This is a genomic window from Arthrobacter sp. StoSoilB22, assembly GCF_019977315.1.
Lineage (GTDB): Bacteria > Actinomycetota > Actinomycetes > Actinomycetales > Micrococcaceae > Arthrobacter.
In genome coordinates this window covers 4,478,891-4,497,687 of the sequence record NZ_AP024652.1, presented here as the reverse complement: position 1 = coordinate 4,497,687, position 18,797 = coordinate 4,478,891, and the positions used below count along the sequence as shown (strand labels likewise).

The 18,797-nt window shown below is 61.8% G+C and carries 22 protein-coding genes and 1 tRNA gene; 13 read left to right on the top strand and 10 right to left on the bottom strand.

What is annotated here, in order from left to right; all coding sequences use genetic code 11:
- The first annotated feature begins 166 nt into the window (after positions 1-166).
- Positions 167-1,573 (top strand): amino acid permease, encoded by a 1,407-nt coding sequence (locus tag LDN70_RS20875; protein WP_142937337.1) that lies wholly within the window; start codon positions 167-169, stop codon positions 1,571-1,573.
- Between the two features lie 86 nt (positions 1,574-1,659).
- Here LDN70_RS20875 and LDN70_RS20870 read toward each other — a convergent pair whose 3' ends face one another.
- Positions 1,660-2,319 (bottom strand): DUF1345 domain-containing protein, encoded by a 660-nt coding sequence (locus tag LDN70_RS20870; protein WP_223941307.1) that lies wholly within the window; start codon positions 2,317-2,319, stop codon positions 1,660-1,662.
- Positions 2,320-2,345: 26 nt separating this feature from the next.
- Entirely contained in the window at positions 2,346-2,516 is a 171-nt protein-coding gene (locus tag LDN70_RS20865) for a hypothetical protein (protein WP_223941306.1), read from the bottom strand.
- Between the two features lie 120 nt (positions 2,517-2,636).
- Between LDN70_RS20865 and LDN70_RS20860 the strand changes: the two genes are divergently transcribed.
- A tRNA-Leu gene (locus LDN70_RS20860) sits at positions 2,637-2,719 on the top strand.
- A 63-nt stretch (positions 2,720-2,782) separates the two neighbouring features.
- Here the strand turns inward: LDN70_RS20860 and LDN70_RS20855 are convergent.
- Entirely contained in the window at positions 2,783-3,121 is a 339-nt protein-coding gene (locus LDN70_RS20855; RefSeq protein ID WP_223941305.1) for a YnfA family protein, read from the bottom strand.
- A 231-nt stretch (positions 3,122-3,352) separates the two neighbouring features.
- Here LDN70_RS20855 and rpsF point away from each other — a divergent pair, with 231 nt between their 5' ends.
- From rpsF to rplI, 4 genes are all read left to right on the top strand, one after another.
- On the top strand, positions 3,353-3,658 hold the full coding sequence (gene rpsF / locus LDN70_RS20850) for a 30S ribosomal protein S6 (protein ID WP_011776755.1): 306 nt from the start codon (positions 3,353-3,355) through the stop codon (positions 3,656-3,658).
- Between the two features lie 49 nt (positions 3,659-3,707).
- Positions 3,708-4,289, top strand: coding sequence for a single-stranded DNA-binding protein (locus tag LDN70_RS20845; protein ID WP_011776754.1), 582 nt, complete (start codon positions 3,708-3,710; stop codon positions 4,287-4,289).
- Positions 4,290-4,417: 128 nt separating this feature from the next.
- Entirely contained in the window at positions 4,418-4,657 is a 240-nt protein-coding gene (rpsR, locus tag LDN70_RS20840; protein ID WP_003800144.1) for a 30S ribosomal protein S18, read from the top strand.
- Between the two features lie 17 nt (positions 4,658-4,674).
- Positions 4,675-5,127, top strand: a complete 453-nt coding sequence (gene rplI, locus LDN70_RS20835) for a 50S ribosomal protein L9 (protein ID WP_142937339.1) — start codon at positions 4,675-4,677, stop codon at positions 5,125-5,127.
- 77 nt (positions 5,128-5,204) lie between these two features.
- On the opposite strand, the gene LDN70_RS20830 is transcribed toward rplI, so the two are convergent.
- Positions 5,205-5,627, bottom strand: a complete 423-nt coding sequence (locus LDN70_RS20830) for a DUF1801 domain-containing protein (protein ID WP_223941304.1) — start codon at positions 5,625-5,627, stop codon at positions 5,205-5,207.
- 72 nt (positions 5,628-5,699) lie between these two features.
- Between LDN70_RS20830 and LDN70_RS20825 the strand changes: the two genes are divergently transcribed.
- The gene (locus tag LDN70_RS20825; protein ID WP_223941303.1) at positions 5,700-6,551 is read left to right on the top strand and encodes a PhzF family phenazine biosynthesis protein; all 852 of its coding nucleotides are present in this window, start codon (positions 5,700-5,702) and stop codon (positions 6,549-6,551) included.
- A 6-nt stretch (positions 6,552-6,557) separates the two neighbouring features.
- Here the strand turns inward: LDN70_RS20825 and LDN70_RS20820 are convergent, their stop codons facing one another.
- The 3 genes from LDN70_RS20820 to LDN70_RS20810 all read right to left on the bottom strand — a co-directional run bounded on the left by LDN70_RS20820 (position 6,558) and on the right by LDN70_RS20810 (position 9,850).
- Positions 6,558-8,090, bottom strand: coding sequence for a DUF6297 family protein (locus LDN70_RS20820; protein WP_223941302.1), 1,533 nt, complete (start codon positions 8,088-8,090; stop codon positions 6,558-6,560).
- 1 nt (position 8,091) lies between these two features.
- Complete coding sequence (locus LDN70_RS20815; protein WP_223941301.1) at positions 8,092-8,769, bottom strand: ABC transporter ATP-binding protein; 678 nt, start codon at positions 8,767-8,769, stop codon at positions 8,092-8,094.
- Positions 8,770-8,854: 85 nt separating this feature from the next.
- Positions 8,855-9,850, bottom strand: a complete 996-nt coding sequence (locus LDN70_RS20810) for an acyltransferase family protein (protein WP_286198870.1) — start codon at positions 9,848-9,850, stop codon at positions 8,855-8,857.
- A gap of 412 nt (positions 9,851-10,262) precedes the next feature.
- Between LDN70_RS20810 and LDN70_RS20805 the strand changes: the two genes are divergently transcribed.
- Positions 10,263-11,162, top strand: a complete 900-nt coding sequence (locus LDN70_RS20805; protein WP_223941300.1) for a diacylglycerol/lipid kinase family protein — start codon at positions 10,263-10,265, stop codon at positions 11,160-11,162.
- 6 nt (positions 11,163-11,168) lie between these two features.
- Here LDN70_RS20805 and LDN70_RS20800 read toward each other — a convergent pair whose 3' ends face one another.
- Positions 11,169-12,056 (bottom strand): hypothetical protein, encoded by an 888-nt coding sequence (locus LDN70_RS20800; RefSeq protein WP_223941299.1) that lies wholly within the window; start codon positions 12,054-12,056, stop codon positions 11,169-11,171.
- A gap of 616 nt (positions 12,057-12,672) precedes the next feature.
- Between LDN70_RS20800 and LDN70_RS20795 the strand changes: the two genes are divergently transcribed.
- Both LDN70_RS20795 and LDN70_RS20790 read left to right on the top strand, forming a co-directional pair.
- On the top strand, positions 12,673-12,966 hold the full coding sequence (locus LDN70_RS20795) for a DUF4287 domain-containing protein (RefSeq protein ID WP_142937349.1): 294 nt from the start codon (positions 12,673-12,675) through the stop codon (positions 12,964-12,966).
- A gap of 76 nt (positions 12,967-13,042) precedes the next feature.
- The gene (locus tag LDN70_RS20790) at positions 13,043-13,486 is read left to right on the top strand and encodes an SRPBCC family protein (protein ID WP_142937350.1); all 444 of its coding nucleotides are present in this window, start codon (positions 13,043-13,045) and stop codon (positions 13,484-13,486) included.
- Between the two features lie 2 nt (positions 13,487-13,488).
- On the opposite strand, the gene LDN70_RS20785 is transcribed toward LDN70_RS20790, so the two are convergent.
- Both LDN70_RS20785 and LDN70_RS20780 read right to left on the bottom strand, forming a co-directional pair.
- The gene (locus LDN70_RS20785) at positions 13,489-14,451 is read right to left on the bottom strand and encodes a hydroxymethylglutaryl-CoA lyase-like TIM-barrel protein (RefSeq protein ID WP_223941298.1); all 963 of its coding nucleotides are present in this window, start codon (positions 14,449-14,451) and stop codon (positions 13,489-13,491) included.
- Positions 14,448-15,698 carry a CaiB/BaiF CoA transferase family protein gene (locus tag LDN70_RS20780; protein WP_223941297.1) on the bottom strand — a complete coding sequence of 417 codons (1,251 nt, stop codon included), beginning with the start codon at positions 15,696-15,698 and terminating at the stop codon, positions 14,448-14,450. The genes LDN70_RS20785 and LDN70_RS20780 overlap by 4 nt, the downstream gene beginning before the upstream one ends.
- Before the next feature lie 243 nt (positions 15,699-15,941).
- Between LDN70_RS20780 and LDN70_RS20775 the strand changes: the two genes are divergently transcribed.
- The 3 genes from LDN70_RS20775 (at position 15,942) to LDN70_RS20765 (ending at position 18,755) form a co-directional block, all read left to right on the top strand.
- Complete coding sequence (locus LDN70_RS20775; protein WP_223941296.1) at positions 15,942-17,018, top strand: alpha/beta hydrolase; 1,077 nt, start codon at positions 15,942-15,944, stop codon at positions 17,016-17,018.
- A 58-nt stretch (positions 17,019-17,076) separates the two neighbouring features.
- Positions 17,077-18,033, top strand: a complete 957-nt coding sequence (locus LDN70_RS20770; RefSeq protein WP_223941295.1) for an alpha/beta hydrolase — start codon at positions 17,077-17,079, stop codon at positions 18,031-18,033.
- Between the two features lie 95 nt (positions 18,034-18,128).
- Entirely contained in the window at positions 18,129-18,755 is a 627-nt protein-coding gene (locus tag LDN70_RS20765; protein ID WP_223942702.1) for an FMN reductase, read from the top strand.
- The last annotated feature ends 42 nt before the right edge of the window (positions 18,756-18,797 follow it).

Below are 18,797 nucleotides of genomic sequence, written 5' to 3'. Positions count from 1 at the left end.
TTGGATGCTTTGAGGTTTACATTTTGTGCACGGTTCCTGTTTGGGCGTCTTCAAAATGTTTGGTTGCACAGTATTCAGCGCGGTGTAGCAGGTTAGCGTGATGTAGTCATGTGGCCCGTGGCACACCACTGTGGCCAACCCCAAACCCAAAGGACGGCGCAGAACCATGCACGCTGACCAACAGCTTTCCAAGTCCCTGAAGCCCCGACACCTCTCCATGATCGCTATTGCCGGCGTCATCGGAGCCGGACTGTTCGTTGGTTCCGGAGCCGCAATCCAGCAGGCCGGTCCGGGTATTCTTGTTGCCTACCTTGCTGCCGGACTGGTGGTCATCCTCGTCATGCGCATGCTGGGTGAGATGGCTGCGGCCAACCCTGAGACGGGCTCGTTCTCCACCTATGCGGACAAAGCACTTGGCCGTTGGGCCGGCTTCAGCATCGGCTGGCTGTACGCCTGGTTCTGGATCATCGTCCTTGGCATTGAAGCCACGGCCGGTGCGGCCATCATGCATCGCTGGGTTCCCGGAGTGGATCAGTGGATCTGGGCACTCATTCTGATGGTGCTCCTCACGCTGACGAACCTGGGATCCGTGAAGTCCTACGGCGAGTTCGAATTCTGGTTCGCTTCCATCAAGGTTGCGGCAATTGTCATCTTCCTGCTCGCTGGCATCGTTGCAATCCTCGGTCTCATGCCGGGTGTTTCCGCCCCCGGTGTCGCCAACCTCCTGGATCAGGGTGGCTTCATGCCGAACGGTCCGGGCGCAGTCCTGGCCGGCATCCTCGTAGTGGTCTTCTCGTTCTTCGGCGCCGAAATCGCCACCATCGCCGCCGGTGAGTCCGAAAACCCGGTGGACGCCGTCAAGAAGGCAGTGAAGTCCACCGTGTGGCGCATCCTGATCTTCTACATCGGCTCCATTGCCATCGTGGTGACCTTGCTGCCGTGGAACGATGCTTCCGTGGCCAAGAGCCCATACGTAGCCGTCATCGAGCTTTACGGAATTCCGGGTGCAGGCACCATCATGGACATCGTTGTCCTCACCTCGGTTCTCTCCTGCCTGAACTCTGGGCTGTACACGGCCAGCCGAATGCTCTTCTCCCTCTCGCAGCGTGGCGATGCTCCCCGGTCCTGGATGAAGATCTCCAAGCGTGGCGTTCCGGCTGCTGCAGTGCTCGCTTCCACCGTGGTGGGATTCCTCACCGTTGGTGCCAACTACATCGCGCCGGACTCCGTGTTCCTGTTCCTGGTGAACACCTCTGGTGCAATTGCGCTCTTCGTGTGGTTGGTGATCGCAACTTCGCAGCTCATCCTGCGCAAACGAATGGGTGCAGCCGCCAAGGATCTCGATCTCAAGATGTGGTTCTTCCCGTACCTTACGTGGATTGCCATTGCAGCCATCGTGGCGCTGATCATCGGTATGGTCATCATCGAATCCACCCGCGAATCGTTGTTCCTTTCGCTGGCGTTGGCCGCGATCGTGGTGGGCATCGGCGTGCTTCGCTACCGCCGGAAGGGTGCCACACCTTCCAACCCGGTGCCCGCCGGGGAAGCTGAGGACGCCAAGATCGGTTCCTGACAGGGTTGGTTTTTTCGTAGCGGGACAGCCGCCGTCAATACCCGACGGCGGCTGTCCTGTTTCGTTTTAAGGGCACCGGTATGCGGCTACTGGGCCAAGCCGATGACCAGGTTGATGGTGACGGCCAGAATGACAGTGCCGAACATGTAGGACAGCAGGCTATGTTTGAGTGCCTCGGCGCGGATCGTGTGATTGCCGAGATTAGTGTCCGACACCTGATACGTCATGCCCAGGCTGGTGGCCAGGTAGGCAAAGTCCGTGTACTGCGGAGGGCGCTCTTGGTTGAAGCTGATGCCGCCCACTTCACCTCCGACCCGTCCATCCTGGCTGTAATACAACTCGGCGTAGCGCAGCGTGAAGAGGGTTTGGACCAGCATCCAGGACAATCCCACGCATGCCAGGGCGAGTGCCGCAGAGGAAAGACGCGTGCCGGTTCCTTGCGTGTGCGAATCGACGATGACAGCGGCGACGGCTGCAAGGCTGGCCAGGTTGGCGATCAGAATCAGCACGTCCGTGAGGCCGCGAGATGGGTCCTCGGAGGTCGCGTGCTGCTCGGTCTCTTCCGGATCCAGCCGTGCAATCACCAACCACACCCACGCCACATAGACCAGGGCGGCCACGGCCCAGCCAATTGCCGGAGCTTCCACCCAGTTGCCCAGGGCGCCGGCAACGGCAAAGGCCGAGGCGCCGGCCAGAACCATGACGACAAAGCGCAGCCGGCTCCGCTTCACCCTGACGTTGTGCATGTGCTCACCCTAGCCACTGGAGGAGCTCAAAGGTCTGCACGGCGTGACTGGTTGGTGGCAACTTGCCCGCTGCGTTTTTTGTCGGCCTGCAGAATGCCGTCCCGTACGCCGGCACGGATCGTGAAGTACAGGAAATAGAGGGCGATCGCTGAGAAAACAACGGTCAGAACCAAGGCGCTAAGCGGTGTGGCATCCATGGCCCTAACCCTAGCCGGAGGCTCCCACCGCAACTGGAATCCACGGATTGCTCCCGTTCGTGTTATTGTCTTTGTCGCTGTCAAGGAGAAAAACGAAACATAATTTCTCCTGATCACCTTGCGCGGGTGGCGGAATGGCAGACGCGCTAGCTTGAGGTGCTAGTCCTCGAAAGGGGGTGGGGGTTCAAGTCCCCCTCCGCGCACAGAGAAACCCCCGGAAGATGATCTTCCGGGGGTTTTGTCGTACCTGGGCTCTGGGCCCAGCCTCAGCCGCCCGACCGGGGTGCGAACATGATGACGCCCACACCCACCATGCAGATGGCGGCGCCGATCACGTCCCAGCGATCCGGCCGGAAGCCGTCCATCAGCATTCCCCACGCAAGGGAACCGGCAATGAACACGCCGCCATAGGCCGCCAGGACCCGGCCGAAGTGAGCCTCGGGTTGGAAGGCCGCGAAGAAACCGTAAATTCCCAGCGCCACGACGCCAAGCCCTGCCCACCACCACGCTTTGCCTTCGCGCACGGACTGCCAGATGAGCCAAGCTCCGCCGATCTCTGCGACGGCTGCCAAAACGAAGAGAATGGTGGACTTCAGAATGGTCATAGCCCCAGTATTCCTTGCTGCCCCACCGGGTTATCCACATACGCAACTTGGCCGGTTTCGGCCGGAGATTCCGCCGAATAGCTTTGAGTGCGGGAGATGCACTAAGATATTGAAGTCTGTGTTACGCCTTCTTGCCGTGTTTAGGCCAGGGAGCGCCAACGCAGCATCGCAAATGAACCTCCTGTTACGGAAATACCGTAACCGCTTAGCCCAAAGGAGGTGGGTTCACATATGCGTCCTTACGAATTGATGGTAATCATCGACCCCGAGGTCGAAGAGCGTACCGTAGAGTCGTCGCTTCAGAAGTTCCTCAATGTCATCACCACCGATGGTGGAACCATCGAAAAGGTTGACATCTGGGGCCGTCGCCGTCTGGCGTACGACATCAAGAAGAAGTCCGAAGGTATCTACGCCGTGGTGAACTTCACCGCAGCGCCGGCTACCGCCAAGGAACTTGATCGCCAGCTGTCTCTCAACGAGACGATCATGCGCACCAAGATCATCCGCCCTGAAGACCAGAAGGTCGTTGCTGAGTAATCAGCCCCTTCCAATCTTTAACCCGCAGGAACGAACAAGGAGGCAGTAGATGGCAGGCGAAACCACTATTACGGTCATCGGTAATCTCACCAATGACCCCGAGCTGCGGTTCACCCCGTCTGGCTCAGCAGTAGCGAACTTCACCATCGCTTCTACTCCCCGGACCTTTGACCGCCAGTCCAATGAGTGGAAGGACGGGGAAACCCTGTTCCTCCGCGCATCGGTATGGCGCGAAGCAGCCGAGAACGTGGCCGAGTCCCTTACCAAGGGCATGCGCGTCATCGTTTCCGGCCGTTTGAAGAGCCGTTCTTACGAGACAAAAGAAGGCGAGAAGCGCACCGTAATCGAGCTTGAGGTCGATGAAATCGGCCCGAGCCTGCGTTACGCAAACGCCAAGGTCAACCGTACCCAGCGCTCCGGCGGTGGCCAGGGTGGCTTCGGTGGCGGTAACGCCGGTAATTCCGGTGGCTTCGGAGGAGGCGCTCCTGGTGGAAACCAGGGCGGCGGCAACTCCGGTGGAACCTGGGGCGGCAACCAGCCCGCACAACAGCAGGATGATCCTTGGGCGACGCCCGGTGTCAGCAATGCTGGCGGCTGGGGCAATGGCCCGGATTCCGAACCTCCCTTCTAAACACCAAATAAACGTCCGACGCCGGACACTCACCGTAAGTGCCGGAAGGCACCATGGTGACAACCGCCGTCGAACACCACCATCCCGTGGATCAATATCCACGGGCTCCATAGAAAAGGAGCTCCACGATGGCTAAGGCTGAACTCCGTAAGCCCAAACCAAAGTCCAACCCCTTGAAGGCCGCTGACATCACTGTCATCGACTACAAGGACGTAGCACTGCTGCGCAAGTTCATCTCCGACCGCGGAAAGATCCGCGCTCGTCGCGTCACTGGCGTTACCGTTCAGGAACAGCGCAAGATCGCCCAGGCAATCAAGAACGCCCGCGAAGTTGCTCTGCTGCCTTACTCCGGCGCTGGCCGCGGCTAAGGAAGGGATTAACTAACATGGCAAAGCTCATTCTGACCCACGAAGTAACCGGCCTCGGTGCTGCTGGCGATGTTGTGGAGGTCAAGGACGGTTACGCACGTAACTTCCTGCTCCCCCGCGGCTTCGCTCTGACCTGGACCAAGGGTGGCGAGAAGCAGGTTGAGACCATCAAGGCTGCCCGCGCCGCTCGTGCGCACGCTTCTGTTGAAGCTGCACAGGCACAGGCTCAGGCTCTGTCCTCCAAGAAGGTCAAGCTCGAGGTGAAGGCCGGCGAGTCCGGTCGTCTCTTCGGCACCGTCAAGCCTGCTGATGTCGCTGCTGCTGTTGAGGCCGCTGGCCTCGGCGCCATCGACAAGCGCAACGTTGAACTGCCGAACCACATCAAGTCTGTCGGTTCGTACACGGCCAACGTTCGCCTGCACGAGGATGTTTCTGCTGTCATCGACCTCGAGGTCGTTGCTAGCAAGTAGTCTCTGACTGCAAGGAAGGCCCCCGCTACCGAATTCCGGTGGTGGGGGTCTTTTGCTTCCCCCCAACTGGCGGGGGATTACGGTGTGTTGATCTCCTCCATGACGTGCTTGTAGCCGGTTCGGATCATCTCTGCGAGCACACCCCGGTCCACGTCATCGAGCTTGTTGACGTAGAGGCAGGCGGCGCCGGTCTTGTGCTTGCCGAGTTCGGGTAGCAAACGGTCTGCATCGGGACTGTAAGTGAGTCCGTACAGCGCCAGGTTGGTCTTGCGCGGAGAGAACCCGACGGCGGCTGAGTCACCCTCGCGGCCGCTCTCGTACTTGTAGTGATAGCTACCGAAGCCGACGATTGACGGGCCCCACATGACGGCTTCCTGGCCGGTGATGTCGCGCATCATTTCCAGCAATTCAAAGCCGTCCTCGCGCCGCTTGGGGTGTTCCACCGCGGCCAGGAATTCTTCCACGGAGACGTCCGTGGGTTGGGTCTTGTTCTCTGCCATAGGGGTAGTGTGGCAGACGCGCCACGGGTGCGTCAGCATATCGGGTCAGCACCCCGGTGATAGCCTTCAGCGGTGACTTCAGAAGCCCTGCGTATTCGCCCGTTCCACCAAGTAGACGTCTTCTCTGAGGTCCCGTACCTTGGCAATCCGCTCGCGGTGGTGGTGGATGCCCTAGGCCTCAGCACGGAAGTGATGCAACACTTCGCCAACTGGACCAACCTCTCCGAGACGACGTTCCTGTTCCCTCCCACCCACCCCGAAGCGGACTATAAGGTGCGGATCTTCACGGGCAGCGAGGAGTTCCCTTTCGCTGGCCACCCTACGTTGGGCTCGGCGCACACGTGGCTGCAGGCCGGGGGAGTGCCCAAGACTGGCGGCGTTGTGGTTCAGGAGTGCGGCGCGGGTTTGGTGCGAGTAAAGCACGACGCCGGTCGCTTGGCTTTCGCTGCGCCACCGCTGACCCGCTTCGGTCCGGTGGATGAGAATACGCGGGCGCAGCTCGCTGCCGGCCTGCAGCTGCCCGAGGATGCCCTGCTGGATGCGTCGTGGCTGGTCAACGGACCCACGTGGATCGGCGTGCTCCTCGGTTCGGCTGAGCAGGTCCTGGCCGTGGAGCCGGATCTCGCTGCCATGGGTGACCTGAAGGTCGGGATCATTGGCCCCCACAAGCCCGGGGCCGGCATCGACTTCGAGGTGCGTACGTTCATTCCCGGCGACGCCATGGTGGAGGACCCGGTCACGGGAAGTTTCAATGCCGGTGCGGCCCAGTGGCTGATCGGCAGCGGCCGGGCTCCCCGCGAGTATGTTGCCGCCCAAGGTACTGTCCTGGGCAGGGCTGGCCGTATTCACGTCAGGGCGGAGGATGGCGAAATCTGGGTGGGCGGTGCCTCAGTCACGTGCATCGAAGGCACGGTGCTGCTCTAAGCGCTGCTAGGAGCGCTTGGGGCGTGTCAGGACAACCAGCAGGAAGATGCCGGCACTGAAGGCCGCCTGGACAGCAACAACGGACGTCGGTACGTAGCCAAGGTACAGGGCCAGCAGCATCGGAACCATGGCCAGGACGGTCACGTCCAGCCCGCGCATCAGGGAGCCGAGTTGGGCCCGCGGTACCGGCCCGAAGGGGGTCTCCACCGGCGGGGCGGTCCAGTCGGGTGGGGTCCTGGTGGCTGCGCGGAGTGTCCCGGCACCCATCCCGACCCCGGCCAGGGCACCAACGCCTATCAAGGCAGGGTTCGCAGCCCCGAGCAGCACCAACAGACTGCAGAGCACAGCCATCCACACGGACATCGCCACGCACGGCATCAGTGTCCGGCTTGTTCGCACAAGTGCCGGATGCAGCGGAAGCATTGCGTCGAGTTCAGGGACCAATGCCGTTTTGCGGGCCACACCGCCCAGTCCGGAAGCCGTGGCACACCCTGCGATCACGATCACCGTCAACTGTGCGAACTCGGGTAGGCCACCCTTCACCAGCAGTATGGCGATGCAGGCGGTGAGCCACAGGACCGGCGGCGTCACCGGGGGATTGAGCCTGATGAAGGCCACGGCGTCAGCACGGATCAGCGCCCTCAGTGGGCCCCGCGTGGGGCGGGCGTAGAAGCGGGCTGCCCTGCCGCCGTCGATCCTCTTACGATTGCCGCCCAGAGCTCTGAGCACCTCGTTGGAGTCCATCATGAACAGCGACGCACCGGCGTGCCCGGCAACGGCGCCGCCGCGTACCAGTTCGTCTCCCCGCACCTGGCCGGCGCGCGGCACCACCACGGCAAGGAGCCCGACGGCGGCAACGGTCGCCAGTGCTGTGGGCCACGGAGAGGATGAGAACGCCGGAAGGACAGAGCACGCAAGAACTCCCGCCGTCGCAATTGTCTTGCCAAGCCGCGGACTCAGTAGGGCAAGCTGCTGAAAGGCGGCTAGAGTCACCGCGATGGAACCCGCAGCTCCGAAGGTGAGTGCGGCAAGAACGTGTTCGCCAGGAGCACGGTCAACAGCGGTCACCATGCTGAAGGGCAGGTAGATGATGGTTGATCCGGCTGCGGTAAGGGCCACCCTGCGAATGAAGGGTGGCAGAACCATGGGCCGGCGGTCGACGGGGAGCGTGAGCCACCAAGTGCTCTCTGCTCCGTTCACTGATATCGGTCCAAGCTTCCGGGCAAGGTTGCTGATGACCAGGAGGGCCGCGAGTGTGATGGACGTCCACAGCAAGGACTCCGGCAGCACCACCCATTGGGCCCGGATGATGCTGTTCTGCGGTGATGTCCTCTCCGCGATTTCGTTGCGCAGCGCCAGGACGAACGAGGCCGCAATGGTCAGGGAAACACCTATGCCGAGTCCCCAGCTGTAGGCGTCAACGAAGCGGGTTCCCCACGAGATCCGGTTGCGTTTGTAGCGCCGGGCGGATTGGCGGGTGAAGCGGACAATGTCCGAGGCCAGCTCCCGGTATTGCGGGGAACGTTCAAGGGCAAGCACGTCAGGATCCGGCAATGATCGAGGCCCCCTGCTCGGGGTGAAACTCCTGGACTTCCTCGCCAATGACCAAACACGTGGTGGCCGTGGCGAGCAGCAGTTGCGGATCGTGGGTCACCAGGACCACGGCACCACCGTCTTGGGCATGCGCGGCGATTCGATCACCCAGGGCGTCGCGCATTGTGGGATCCAGCCGCTGTTCCGGCTCATCCAGGATAAGGAGCGACGACGGGCGGATGAGCCCGGAGGCAAGCAGTAACCTGCGGCGCTGGCCGGAGGACAACGCATCCGGAATGGCGTGGGCCCTGCCCAGGAGCCCAAAGAAGTCCAGTTCTTCTTCAACGCGAGCTTCGGGGTCATCCAGGGAGTGCCCACGGGCAATGAGGAGCAAATGCTCGCGGACTGTGAGGGACGGGAAGAAGAGATCGTTGTCGAAAACTGCGGAGACGTGCCGACGGAACGGTACCGCGTCCGGATCGATGAGGAGGCCGTGGACCTTGATGTCTCCGGCCAGGGCGCTCTGCCGTCCCGCAATGGTCCGGGCCACCGTGGACTTTCCGGCGCCGTTGACGCCTACCATTCCCAGGACTTCACCAGCGTCCACCGTCGCGGTCACTTCGCCGCAAACCGGAGACCCGGCATAGCCAACCAGCAGCCTTTCGGCCTCCAATACCTTCCCCATGGTGCAACCCTACCGGCGGGATTGCGTCACCCTCTGATAGCCAAAGTTGCTGCCCACTTCGCGGCGGAGAAGAAGAGATGCCTGTTTAGGCCTTGTTGGCGGGTACTGAGTACAGGGCAGTCGTGCGCCTCGAGGTGGATGTCAACCGCTTCCCTAACAGAATCAGCGGCTGTTCGACGGTACGGGCCAGTACCTCTGCAACACCGAATGACATGGCGGCGGCCAGGACCAGCCTGACAATAGCGAGCCCAAAATTTCGTTGGTCAGCAGGGATAGCCATGCTCACCACGTCGATGCAGAAAGGGTGGAAAAGGTAGATCGCATACGTCCTGGTCCCCAGGAAAGCGACAGGCTTCCAGCTCAGCAACCTTGTGAGGGGCGAGGTAGCAAGGATGAATGAAGGGAAAAGAAGCGCAACGGTGAAGGAGAACAGGACGTGCGCATTGCCGCTCTCGGCGCCGCCGGGGAGGACCGGGTCAAGAATGTAGGCGGTGATAGCTACAGGTATGAGCGCGGCAGCCACTCCGGGGTGCGCGAGCTTTGACACCATCTTGAATCCCCGGTGGGTGTGCATGGTGAGGCCAAGGACGCAACCGGCAAGAATGGCGGTGTAAATCCCGAAGTATCGCGCACCTTCACAGTAACTGGCCGCGGAGGCGAGGACGAGCAAAACGCTGGCCGTGGCCAGTCGATGCCTTCTTATCAGCGGTATGGCGAACATGAGGAACGGCCACACGATGTAGAACTTTTCCTCGATGCCAAGCGACCAACTGTGGACAAAGCTGCCACCGCTGGCGAGATCCCCATTGAACGTTGCCAGGAGCGGTAACCGCTCCGCAAATTTGACCGGACCCTCACCCAGGCCGAACACGAAGACGCCCACTGCGGCCGTTGAAAGCGCAATGTAATAAAGCGGCAGGATGCGAAAGGCCCTTCTTACATAGAACTGAAAGATCGACACCCGGCCACGCCGGCGTTCCTCGCGGATCAGGAGCGATGTGATCAGGAAACCGCTGATCACAAAGAAGAGAGTCACTCCCATTGACCCGTTGAGAAATCCCCAGATGTGGGGGTCGCTCATGTGAGAGACGAGGACTATTGCGATGCTGACGGTTCGGAGCCCGTCTAGCTGCGGCCAGTACCGGGCGGACAAGAAGGACGACTCAAGCTTTTCCACAGATCCCTTTTCAGGCTTCACTGCCTGCCTTGAGACATCGCGGCAGGTTCACGCCAATCGTCTAAATAGTGTGAACGGGCCAGGGGGTTTGGTCCGTTCACACCATCTATTTGGTCTACGCAGCGCGGTGTTGTGGACCTGCGTAAAGGCGTGTGGTTAGTGCCCGACTTCTCCGTGGCCGCCTATCGTGGCAAACTCAAAGAGCTGGACGGGCACATGAGGGCTGGCCGCCCCTACCTCACTCACTCCACCGGCACCTGATTGACGCCCAGCGCATTGGGTAGAAGTTAAGCGGGCGCATCTAGGAGGAGCACATATGGATACTGCACGGACCTTTGAGTCGATTGTCATCATCTTCAACCCCAACAGCACCGGGGACGCACCTGAGCTCGCGCAGCAGCTGCACGACAAGCTCGAGCAGCTGCTCACGTACCAGTCCGAAATTACACTTCAGCCCACTGAGCATGCCGGGCATGCTGTGGACCTGGCGCGTGAGGCGGCCTCAAAGGGCGGCGACGTCCTGGTGGTCTCCGTCAGCGGCGATGGGGGGTACAACGAGGTTGTCAACGGCGTCATGCAGGCGGAGAATCCGCGAGCCGTTTCCGCGGTTTTGGCTGCAGGCAACGCCAACGACCATAGCCGGATCATTGGCACCAAGCCGTTGGAAGAGGCCATTGTGGAGGGCCGCGTCCACAACATCGATCTTCTTCGGATTCACACGGGTCAGAATGATGATGCGCCCTATGAATACGCGCATTCCTACATCGGATTCGGCCTGACCCCGGTGGTGGCCACTGAACTGGAAAAGGGCAGTAAGGGCGCTCTCAAGGAAATGGTCACCGTGATCCAGACCTTTTCCAAGTTCGAGCCTTTCGGCATCCGCCTGGCGGATGGAAAGCGCCGGAAGTTCGACAGCCTGGTGTTCGCCAACATCAATGAAATGGCCAAGTACGCCACTTTGAGTGAGGCAGAGGATCACCCGTCCGACGGAAAGTTTGAAGTCATCACTTTTCCGCACATGCCCAAGTGGCGTGTTCTGCTGACCGCGCTAAAGGCCACCACCCAGGGCCTTGGTGATCAGCCGAGCGTGAGCAGCTATGAATTCACCACGCTCAAGCCGCTGCCGTATCAAATGGACGGCGAGGTCAAGTCCGTGGAGGCTAACGTCAAGGTCAGGGTGGAGTGTGCTCCCGGGGCGTTGGCTACCCTCGGCTAGGCACCTCTAGCCTGCCGGGGCACAGGCGGCCGTAACGAAGTCATAAATCCGGCCGCGCAGTTCATTCGAGGCCGCAATCTTCAGCACGCCCCTCCGGTCACCAACGGTCACCCTCAGCGGCAGGAGGGTGCCCACCTTGTCTTCAGCAACAGCGTGGGGATCGCAGCGGGCGGGCCGGATAGTAAGAGGTAGTTCCTGTTTGCGCGCGCCCACGGCGAGATGTGCCGGCCAGGGGTCTGCCGGAGATTGCGCCAGCAAGGTGGTCTCCTCAAATGACTCGATAGTAAGGCTTCCCGGGTCAGTCCCCGGCGTGGCCGGCGTGATGAGAAGGCGTACGACGGCGGTGCGGCCGTCAGCGGCAACCTCCAGCGCGGGGTCCAGGACCATGACAGCGACGGCGGCGGCCTCCGATGCCAGGCACAGCTCGCCGGCGTTTCTGGAAAGGACGCCGAAGGGATCGGAAGCGTTGGTGCTGGCCTCCACGGGCTCCTTGCCCGGTTCTGCGTAGGTGATCCTGGCGTTAAGTGCTGTTGTTGTGCCTTCTGATACTTCGCAGGCGGCCGCGGGCAGTATTGCGGGCAGGCTCTTCGGCTGACGGGGTGGCAGTTCGAGGCCGCCAGCAGAAGGCTTCCAGGCGATGTCACCTTGGAACAGCGGGGATTGCAGCTGCGCCACAGTCACAGTTATTGGCGAATCCGTGGTGTTGGTGAGCTGCAGCAGGATGGCCTGTTTTCCGTATTGGTCCCGGGACTGGTTGATCTCCACAGCCACGGTCTGGGTACTCCCGCTGCCGGAGGGAGAGCCGGTACTGCCGGAGCTGCAGGCGGCCAGAAATGGCATGGTCATGGCCAGAGCCAGACCCGCCGCAAGGAAAAGCCACCGCCGGCACGTCATGCGATCAGTGTAGGGGCGCGGACGAGTAGGAGGCTCCGGGCCAACCAGTTGGAGCCCTTCCGCGGTCCGCTCTTGCCCGGTATCCGCTTCGCGGCTAGTACTCTGAAATAAGAGGCGAATATGACAAGGAGATCCATAGCTTCCCCGCACTGCTGTGGGCGATTCCGGTGCAGGTTTTTCTTAGAGTCCACAAGTTTGCTGCCCCGCAACGGTCCGAAGCCAGGCCCATTTCGGCTGCCAGGGATTCGGCAGTATGCGGTGCTTCGACCTCTACTGCCATTTCCCGCCAACAACCACCCGATCCACATTCAGTGGAAACAGCCCTCGGTTGACTGGGGCCGGGAATCGAGGGAAATGCTGAATCCGGTGGAACGGCGCCCTCGTCTATTCCTGTCCAGAGGATGGAGCACACCCATGCAAACAAGACCACTCCAATAAGGAGCACGGCAAAGCATCCTAAGCGCGGACGTGTTTGAGTTTTGCCCGGTTCAGCCACTGATTCCCCCATTTTGCCGATCCCAGCCTACATGGGCATGATCTGTTGCCTTGAGCTGGGTAAGATGACCGCACGCACGCAGAATTCTGCTCGTTGATTTCCGGACGAAAGGCCACCCTGATGTCATTCCAGGCTTACCTTGACGCTATTGAAGACAAGACCGGCCTCACTCCGCGTCAGTTGGTTGAAATAGCAGACACCAAGGGCTTCAAAGACCCTTCGGTGAAGGCCGGGGCGATTCTTGAATGGCTCAAAGCGGACTACGATCTTGGACGCGGTCACGGAATGGCGTTGGTGCATGTCATCAAGAAGGGGCCGCGGATTGACAGCAAGCATGTGGGATCGGACGGCACGCACCGCGACGAATCGTACACTCTCTGGTTGGATGGCAAGGCGAGCAAGCCCACTCCTTAATGCCCCTGTGACATGCTGACGCTAAGCATGCTTAGGTTAATCAAGCCATCCTGGTGAGCACGCAGAGAGGACCACCATGTCCATAGTGACCCAGTTGTTCAAAAGCCCCGCCGCGGACGTATGGAAAGTGATCGAGGATGGCTGGCTCTATACAGGCTGGGTGGTGGGTGCCTCCCGAATCCGCTCCGTGGACGCGGCATGGCCCCAGCCAGGTGCCAAGCTGCATCATTCCGTGGGCTCTTGGCCCTTCCTCATCGATGACAGCACCAGTGTCACCGCCGTGGAGACCGGCCGTAAGCTGGAGCTGCTTGCCCGGGGATGGCCCATGGGTGAAGCGAAAATAGTGATCACCCTTGAAGATTTGGGTGGCCATCAGTGCCGTGTTTCCATTGCCGAAGACGCCGTGCGTGGGCCGGGAAAAGTGGTTCCCAAGGTCCTGCGGGATCCTGTCATCGGGGTCCGGAACCGGGAGACCTTGAAGCGCCTCGAACTGATGGCCGCTGGTGGGGCAGGCAGGTAGGACTAGGTGGTGTAGCGCGACGGCTTAACCCAGTCAAAGGCCGCTGCCTTGGACCTCGCGCCTTGGGCTGCCTTGGAGCGGTTCGGTTCGCCCAGTTCGGCAAGCAGCTTCTCGGACAGGACTACGAGCTCCCCGAAAACATCCGGGGTGAGCCACTCGGGCCGGGTTGCGAAGAGGATGTCCTCGCTGGAGGTGTTGCCGCTGGCGCCGGGTGCGAACGGGCAGCCGCCCAGTCCGCCGAGGGCCCCGTCCACCATTGCGGCACCGGCTTGGATGGCGGCAAGTGTGTTGGCCACGCCCAGGCCCCAGGTGTCGTGGCCGTGATAGACGATTCGCCGGGCGGGGGACTCGTCCCGGACCCGGGTGATCAGGCGGGCTACCTGCGCTGGAATGGCTTGCCCCAGGGTGTCGCAGATGACGATGTCCGTGGTGCCCTCGGCCCGGGGGTCGTTGGCGATCGAAAGAATGCGCTCCTCCGGAACGTAACCTTCGAACGGGCAGGTGAAGGACGTTGCGATGCACAGCTGGATCTGGCCGTTCACTGCGCGAGTGTACGCAACAGCTTCGGGCAGGGCGGCCAGGCTCTCATCAGTGGTCCGCCCGATGTTGGCCTTGTTGTGGGAGTCGGAGGCTGACAGGCAGTACTGGAAATTCCGCGCACCAGCGGCAGACGCTTTGGCTACGTGGCCTGGTGTGGCTACCCAGATCCAGCATTTCTCCAGTTCTTCGGGGGTGAGGGCCCGGACTACTTCGAGTGTGTTGGCCATGGTGGGGACAAGGTCGGCGCGGGCCATGGAGCCAAGTTCGATGGCGGGGACGCCGAGGCGCAGCAGCTCGCGGACTGTTTCGATCTTCTGGTCCGTGGGCAGGAGTTTGCCGGTGAGTTGGAGTCCGTCGCGCAGGGTGACATCCCTGAGGATGGCGTTGCCCAGCGTGGATGCCAGGGGGCTTTCGAAGCGGTTCATGGTCGGAGGGCCTCCTCGCGGCCGGAAGCCGCATTGATCTGCGCTGCATCCATGGTGAGGAGTCCGCCAAGGATTTCCTGCGTGTTTTCGCCCAGGTCGGGGCCGAGGTTTCGGATGGGCAGGGACTGGTCTCCGATCACGGGAACAATGCCGGGGAATCCGACGCCGGGGAGGATTTCCTCGCCGGTGGAAACGTCGAACTTCTGGATCATGTTGCGGGCGGCGTACTGGCTGTCCGTGCTGATGTCCGCCGCGGTGTAGATGGGACCGGCGGGAACACCGGCGGCTTCGAGGGCTTCGAGGGCCTCGGCGCCTGACAGCGTGGCTGCCCACTCGCCGATGGCCTGGTCCAACTCTTCACGCTTGGCCCAGCGCCCGGCGTTTGTCTGCAGGGAAGGGTCTTCTGCGAGGTCAGGGCGACCAATGGTCTGCATGTACCGCTGGTAGATCGAATCCCCGTTACCGGCCACCACAATGCTCGCGCCGTCCTTGCACACGTAGGCGTTGGACGGAGCGATGCCCTCCATGCGGCCACCGACGCGCTGCCGGTCCACGCCGTATGCCTGGTAGTCAGGGATCAGTGACTCCATCATGGAGAACATGGCCTCGTTCAACGCGACGTCGATGATGCGCTCGGTGAGCGGAACAGCGCCAGCCGAGTCCCGGCGTCGTGCTTCACGCTGGTACAGGCTCATCATGGAACCGAAGGCGGCGTACAGGCCCGCGATTGAGTCTCCGATGGAGACGCCCACCCGCACCGGCGCGCGGTCCGGGTCGCCTACCAGGTTGCGGAACCCTCCGTAGGCTTCGGCGACGGCGGCGAAACCAGGCCGCTGCGACAGCGGTCCCGTCTGCCCGAAGGCGGAAATGCGGGTGACGATGAGGTCCGGGTTCGCGTCGTTGAGAACCTCGGGCCCCAAACCCCACCTTTCCAGGGTGCCGGGACGGAAGTTCTCCAGAAGGATGTCGCATTTGGCCACGAGCTCCAGCACTGCCTGCTTGCCCGCATCCGTGCGGAGATCCAGGACCACTGACTTTTTGTTGCGGTTCAGGGTGCGGTACAGCATGGACGTGTTGCCCTTGTGCAGGCGCCAGTTGCGTAGTTCGTCGCCGGTTCCGGGCCGCTCCACCTTGATGACTTCAGCTCCGAAGTCGGCCAGCAGCCTGCCTGCCGTGGGCGCGGCGATGTAGTTGCCGAGCTCCAGAACCCGGACGCCGTCCAGAGGGGCGATTGTTTGGTGTGTCATGGTCTTCTTTCGTGCGGGGCGGATAGGCGGTGGGCGCGCCGATGTGAGTGCACCCCTACACTCTGGCTCAAAAGTGACCGCAGGCGCTAGAACGCGTCGAGGGTTACACGCGGTGGATGGTCGTTATGACGTTCGACGGCGGCGAGGGGTTCCGCTGGCGGCGGCGCGGCCGCTGTCCTGACCCTCGGGGACGACCCTCCGCCTTAGCATGGTCCAGAGGTACGCCGACCGGGGGAGTGTGTGATGGGGCCGTTGGAATCGAACCAAGCCAGTACGAGGCAGGATGAGCAGGCACGTACGGGCCTACGTTCCAGCACCAAGCGAAAGCGCTCCGCGCGGCGACGGAAGCTTGAGTTGGCGATCCTGCTGGTGTTGGTAGTCGCGCTGGCACTTTCGGCTACTCCGTGGCCCTCGGCGCTGCTGATCCGTGCTGTTTTTGAGCGCGGAGCACAGGCAACCATTGACGAAATGACTCCATACGTTCCGGATACGCCGCTGCAAACCCAAGAAGGGGTGGTCTACAAGCCCGGATCCACCTTTGATGTCTTTAGTCCTCAAGGCACCACGGCGGCACTTCCCACTGTGGTGTGGATTCACGGTGGCGCGTGGATTTCAGGAGCGCAGCGCGACGTGAATCCGTACCTGAAGATCATCGCCGCCGAGGGCTACACCACCATCGGCATGAGTTACCCCATTGCACCGGAGGCCACCTACCCCACGGCGGTGCGGGACATCAACGAAGCTCTCGCCTATATCAAGGCCAATGCCGCCGAGCTGAACGTGGACGCCAGCCGCATAGTTCTGGCCGGTGACTCCGCCGGCGCCCAGCTCGCCAGCCAGATGACCACGCTCACCGTAAACCCCGGGTATGCCAATCTGATGGGAATTGAGCCCGCGCTCCAGAAATCGGATCTGGCTGCCACCATCCTGCATTGCGGCGTGTACGACCTCAGGGCCATGGCGGATCTCAACGGGATTGTGGCCTGGGGATTCAAGACGTCACTGTGGGCCTACACGGGCACCAAGGACTGGTCCGCTACCTACGCCGGGGCCACCATGTCCACCATCGATTTCGTGACCGACGACTTCCCTCCCACGTTCATCAGCGGCGGCAATGGTGACGGGCTCACGTGGCTCCAGTCGGTTCCCTACAGCAACCGGCTGAAGGATGCGGGAGTTCCGGTGACCGAGCTGTTCTGGCCGGCCACTCACCAGCCCGAGCTACCTCATGAGTATCAGTTCCATTTGAACTTTGCCGAGGCCCGTGAGGCGCGGGACAAGACGTTCGACTTCCTGTCCGAGCACGCGCTGAGGCGTTGAGCACGGCAGAACCCTAGCGGACTTCAATTTATCTCCATGATGGAACTATTCTTGAGGAATGACTTCCTCTTTGCAGGTCACCGCAGACAAGCGCCTACCGGTTTTGTTCTGGGTTTCCGCCGTGTGCGTGGCCGCGTTGGTCCTAGTTCCGGGGTGGATGCTGCTGGGAAATCCGGCCGTACTGCGTGGTCATCCGCTCCTGCCGTCGCTCCTGGTGACGGCCGCCGTCGTCGGAGTTCTCTGGGGTATTTTGCTGTGGCGTCGACGCCGTAGCTCCTCGAAGCGGTCCTTGGCCAGGGCTGTGGGTGCGTGGGCCGCGCGCGTCGGCGTGCTGGCACTTGTGGCCATGCTGGCGTGGCTGAATCCCTTCGCATACCAGGCCTCCGAAGCGGCTGAAGCGGGATCGGTGGCCGGATCCATGGTGGAATCGCCCACAGCCATCACCATGAAGCCGGCCGGGGCAGCTGTCACCAAGGGGCTCGTTTTCTATCCGGGCGCTCGCGTTGAAGCGCGGGCGTATGCGGACATCCTCAAGCCAGCGGTGGACGCCGGGGTCCTCGTGGTGATTCTCAAGACGCCCCTGAATCTCAGCCTGCTGGACGGAAGCCAGGCACGTGGGGCCATGGCTGACCATCCTGAGATCTCCACATGGACGGTGGGTGGCCACTCGCTGGGAGGGGTGAGCGCGAGCTCTTTTGCTCTGGGAAACAAGGATGTGGATGGTCTGCTGCTTTACGCCTCCTACCCTTTGGACTCCTTGCGTGACCGGTCGGGACTGCAGGTTCTGTCCATTTCCGGCACCGAAGATGGCCTCAGCACGCCGGCGAAGATCGACGCCTCCCGTGAGTTGCTGCCCGCCGATGCCACCTTCGTTGAAATCCGAGGCGGGAATCACGCGTTCTTCGGAAGCTACGGTGCGCAGCCCGGCGACGGCGAACCCTCTGTGGATCGGGGCGTTGCCCAAGAGCAGATTTCCGCGGCAACCGTGGCGTTTCTGATGCAGCTCAAGGAGTAGCCAAGACGCCGCGGGAATACTTCTGACTCATCACCCGTTCAGTGATTTAGATGCAAATGCATGTAAGCTGGATGAACGAGCAACAGGAGAATGCCATGGAAACCCGCCGCATCACCGTACTTTCCGCCGGACTCGGCGTCCCGTCGTCGAGCCGCTTGCTGGCCGACCAGCTGGCCGCCTCCACCGAGCGGCAACTGCGCGCGGCCGGGTACGACGCGAAGATTGACGTCGTTGAACTGCGCGACCTCGCAGTGGACATCGCCAACAACTTCGTCACCGGCTATGCCGCACCGCGCCTGGCGGACGTGATTGCCGGCGTCGAGGATTCTGACGCCATCATCGCCGTCAGCCCCGTCTTCAGCGCCTCTTACAGCGGCCTGTTCAAGTCGTTCATCGACGTCCTGGACCCGAAGTCGTTGGACGGCAAAGCCGTGCTGCTGGGCGCCACAGGCGGCACCGACCGCCACCAGATGGTCCTCGACTACGCAATGCGTCCCCTGTTCAGCTACCTGCACACCAGGATTGCGGCCACCGGCGTCTTCGCGGGGCCGCAGGACTGGGGAAACACCGACGACGGCGCCTCGCCCCTGTCGGTGCGCGTAGACCGAGCGGCCGGTGAACTCGTGCAACTATTGAGCGGTTCCCAGCCGCACCGGAAGAACGATGCACTTGAGTCGCTGCCGTTTGAACAGTTGCTTGCCGGAATCTCAGCAGGCAGATAGGACGAACTAATTGCCAGGGCCGATCGTTGGGGCAAACATGAA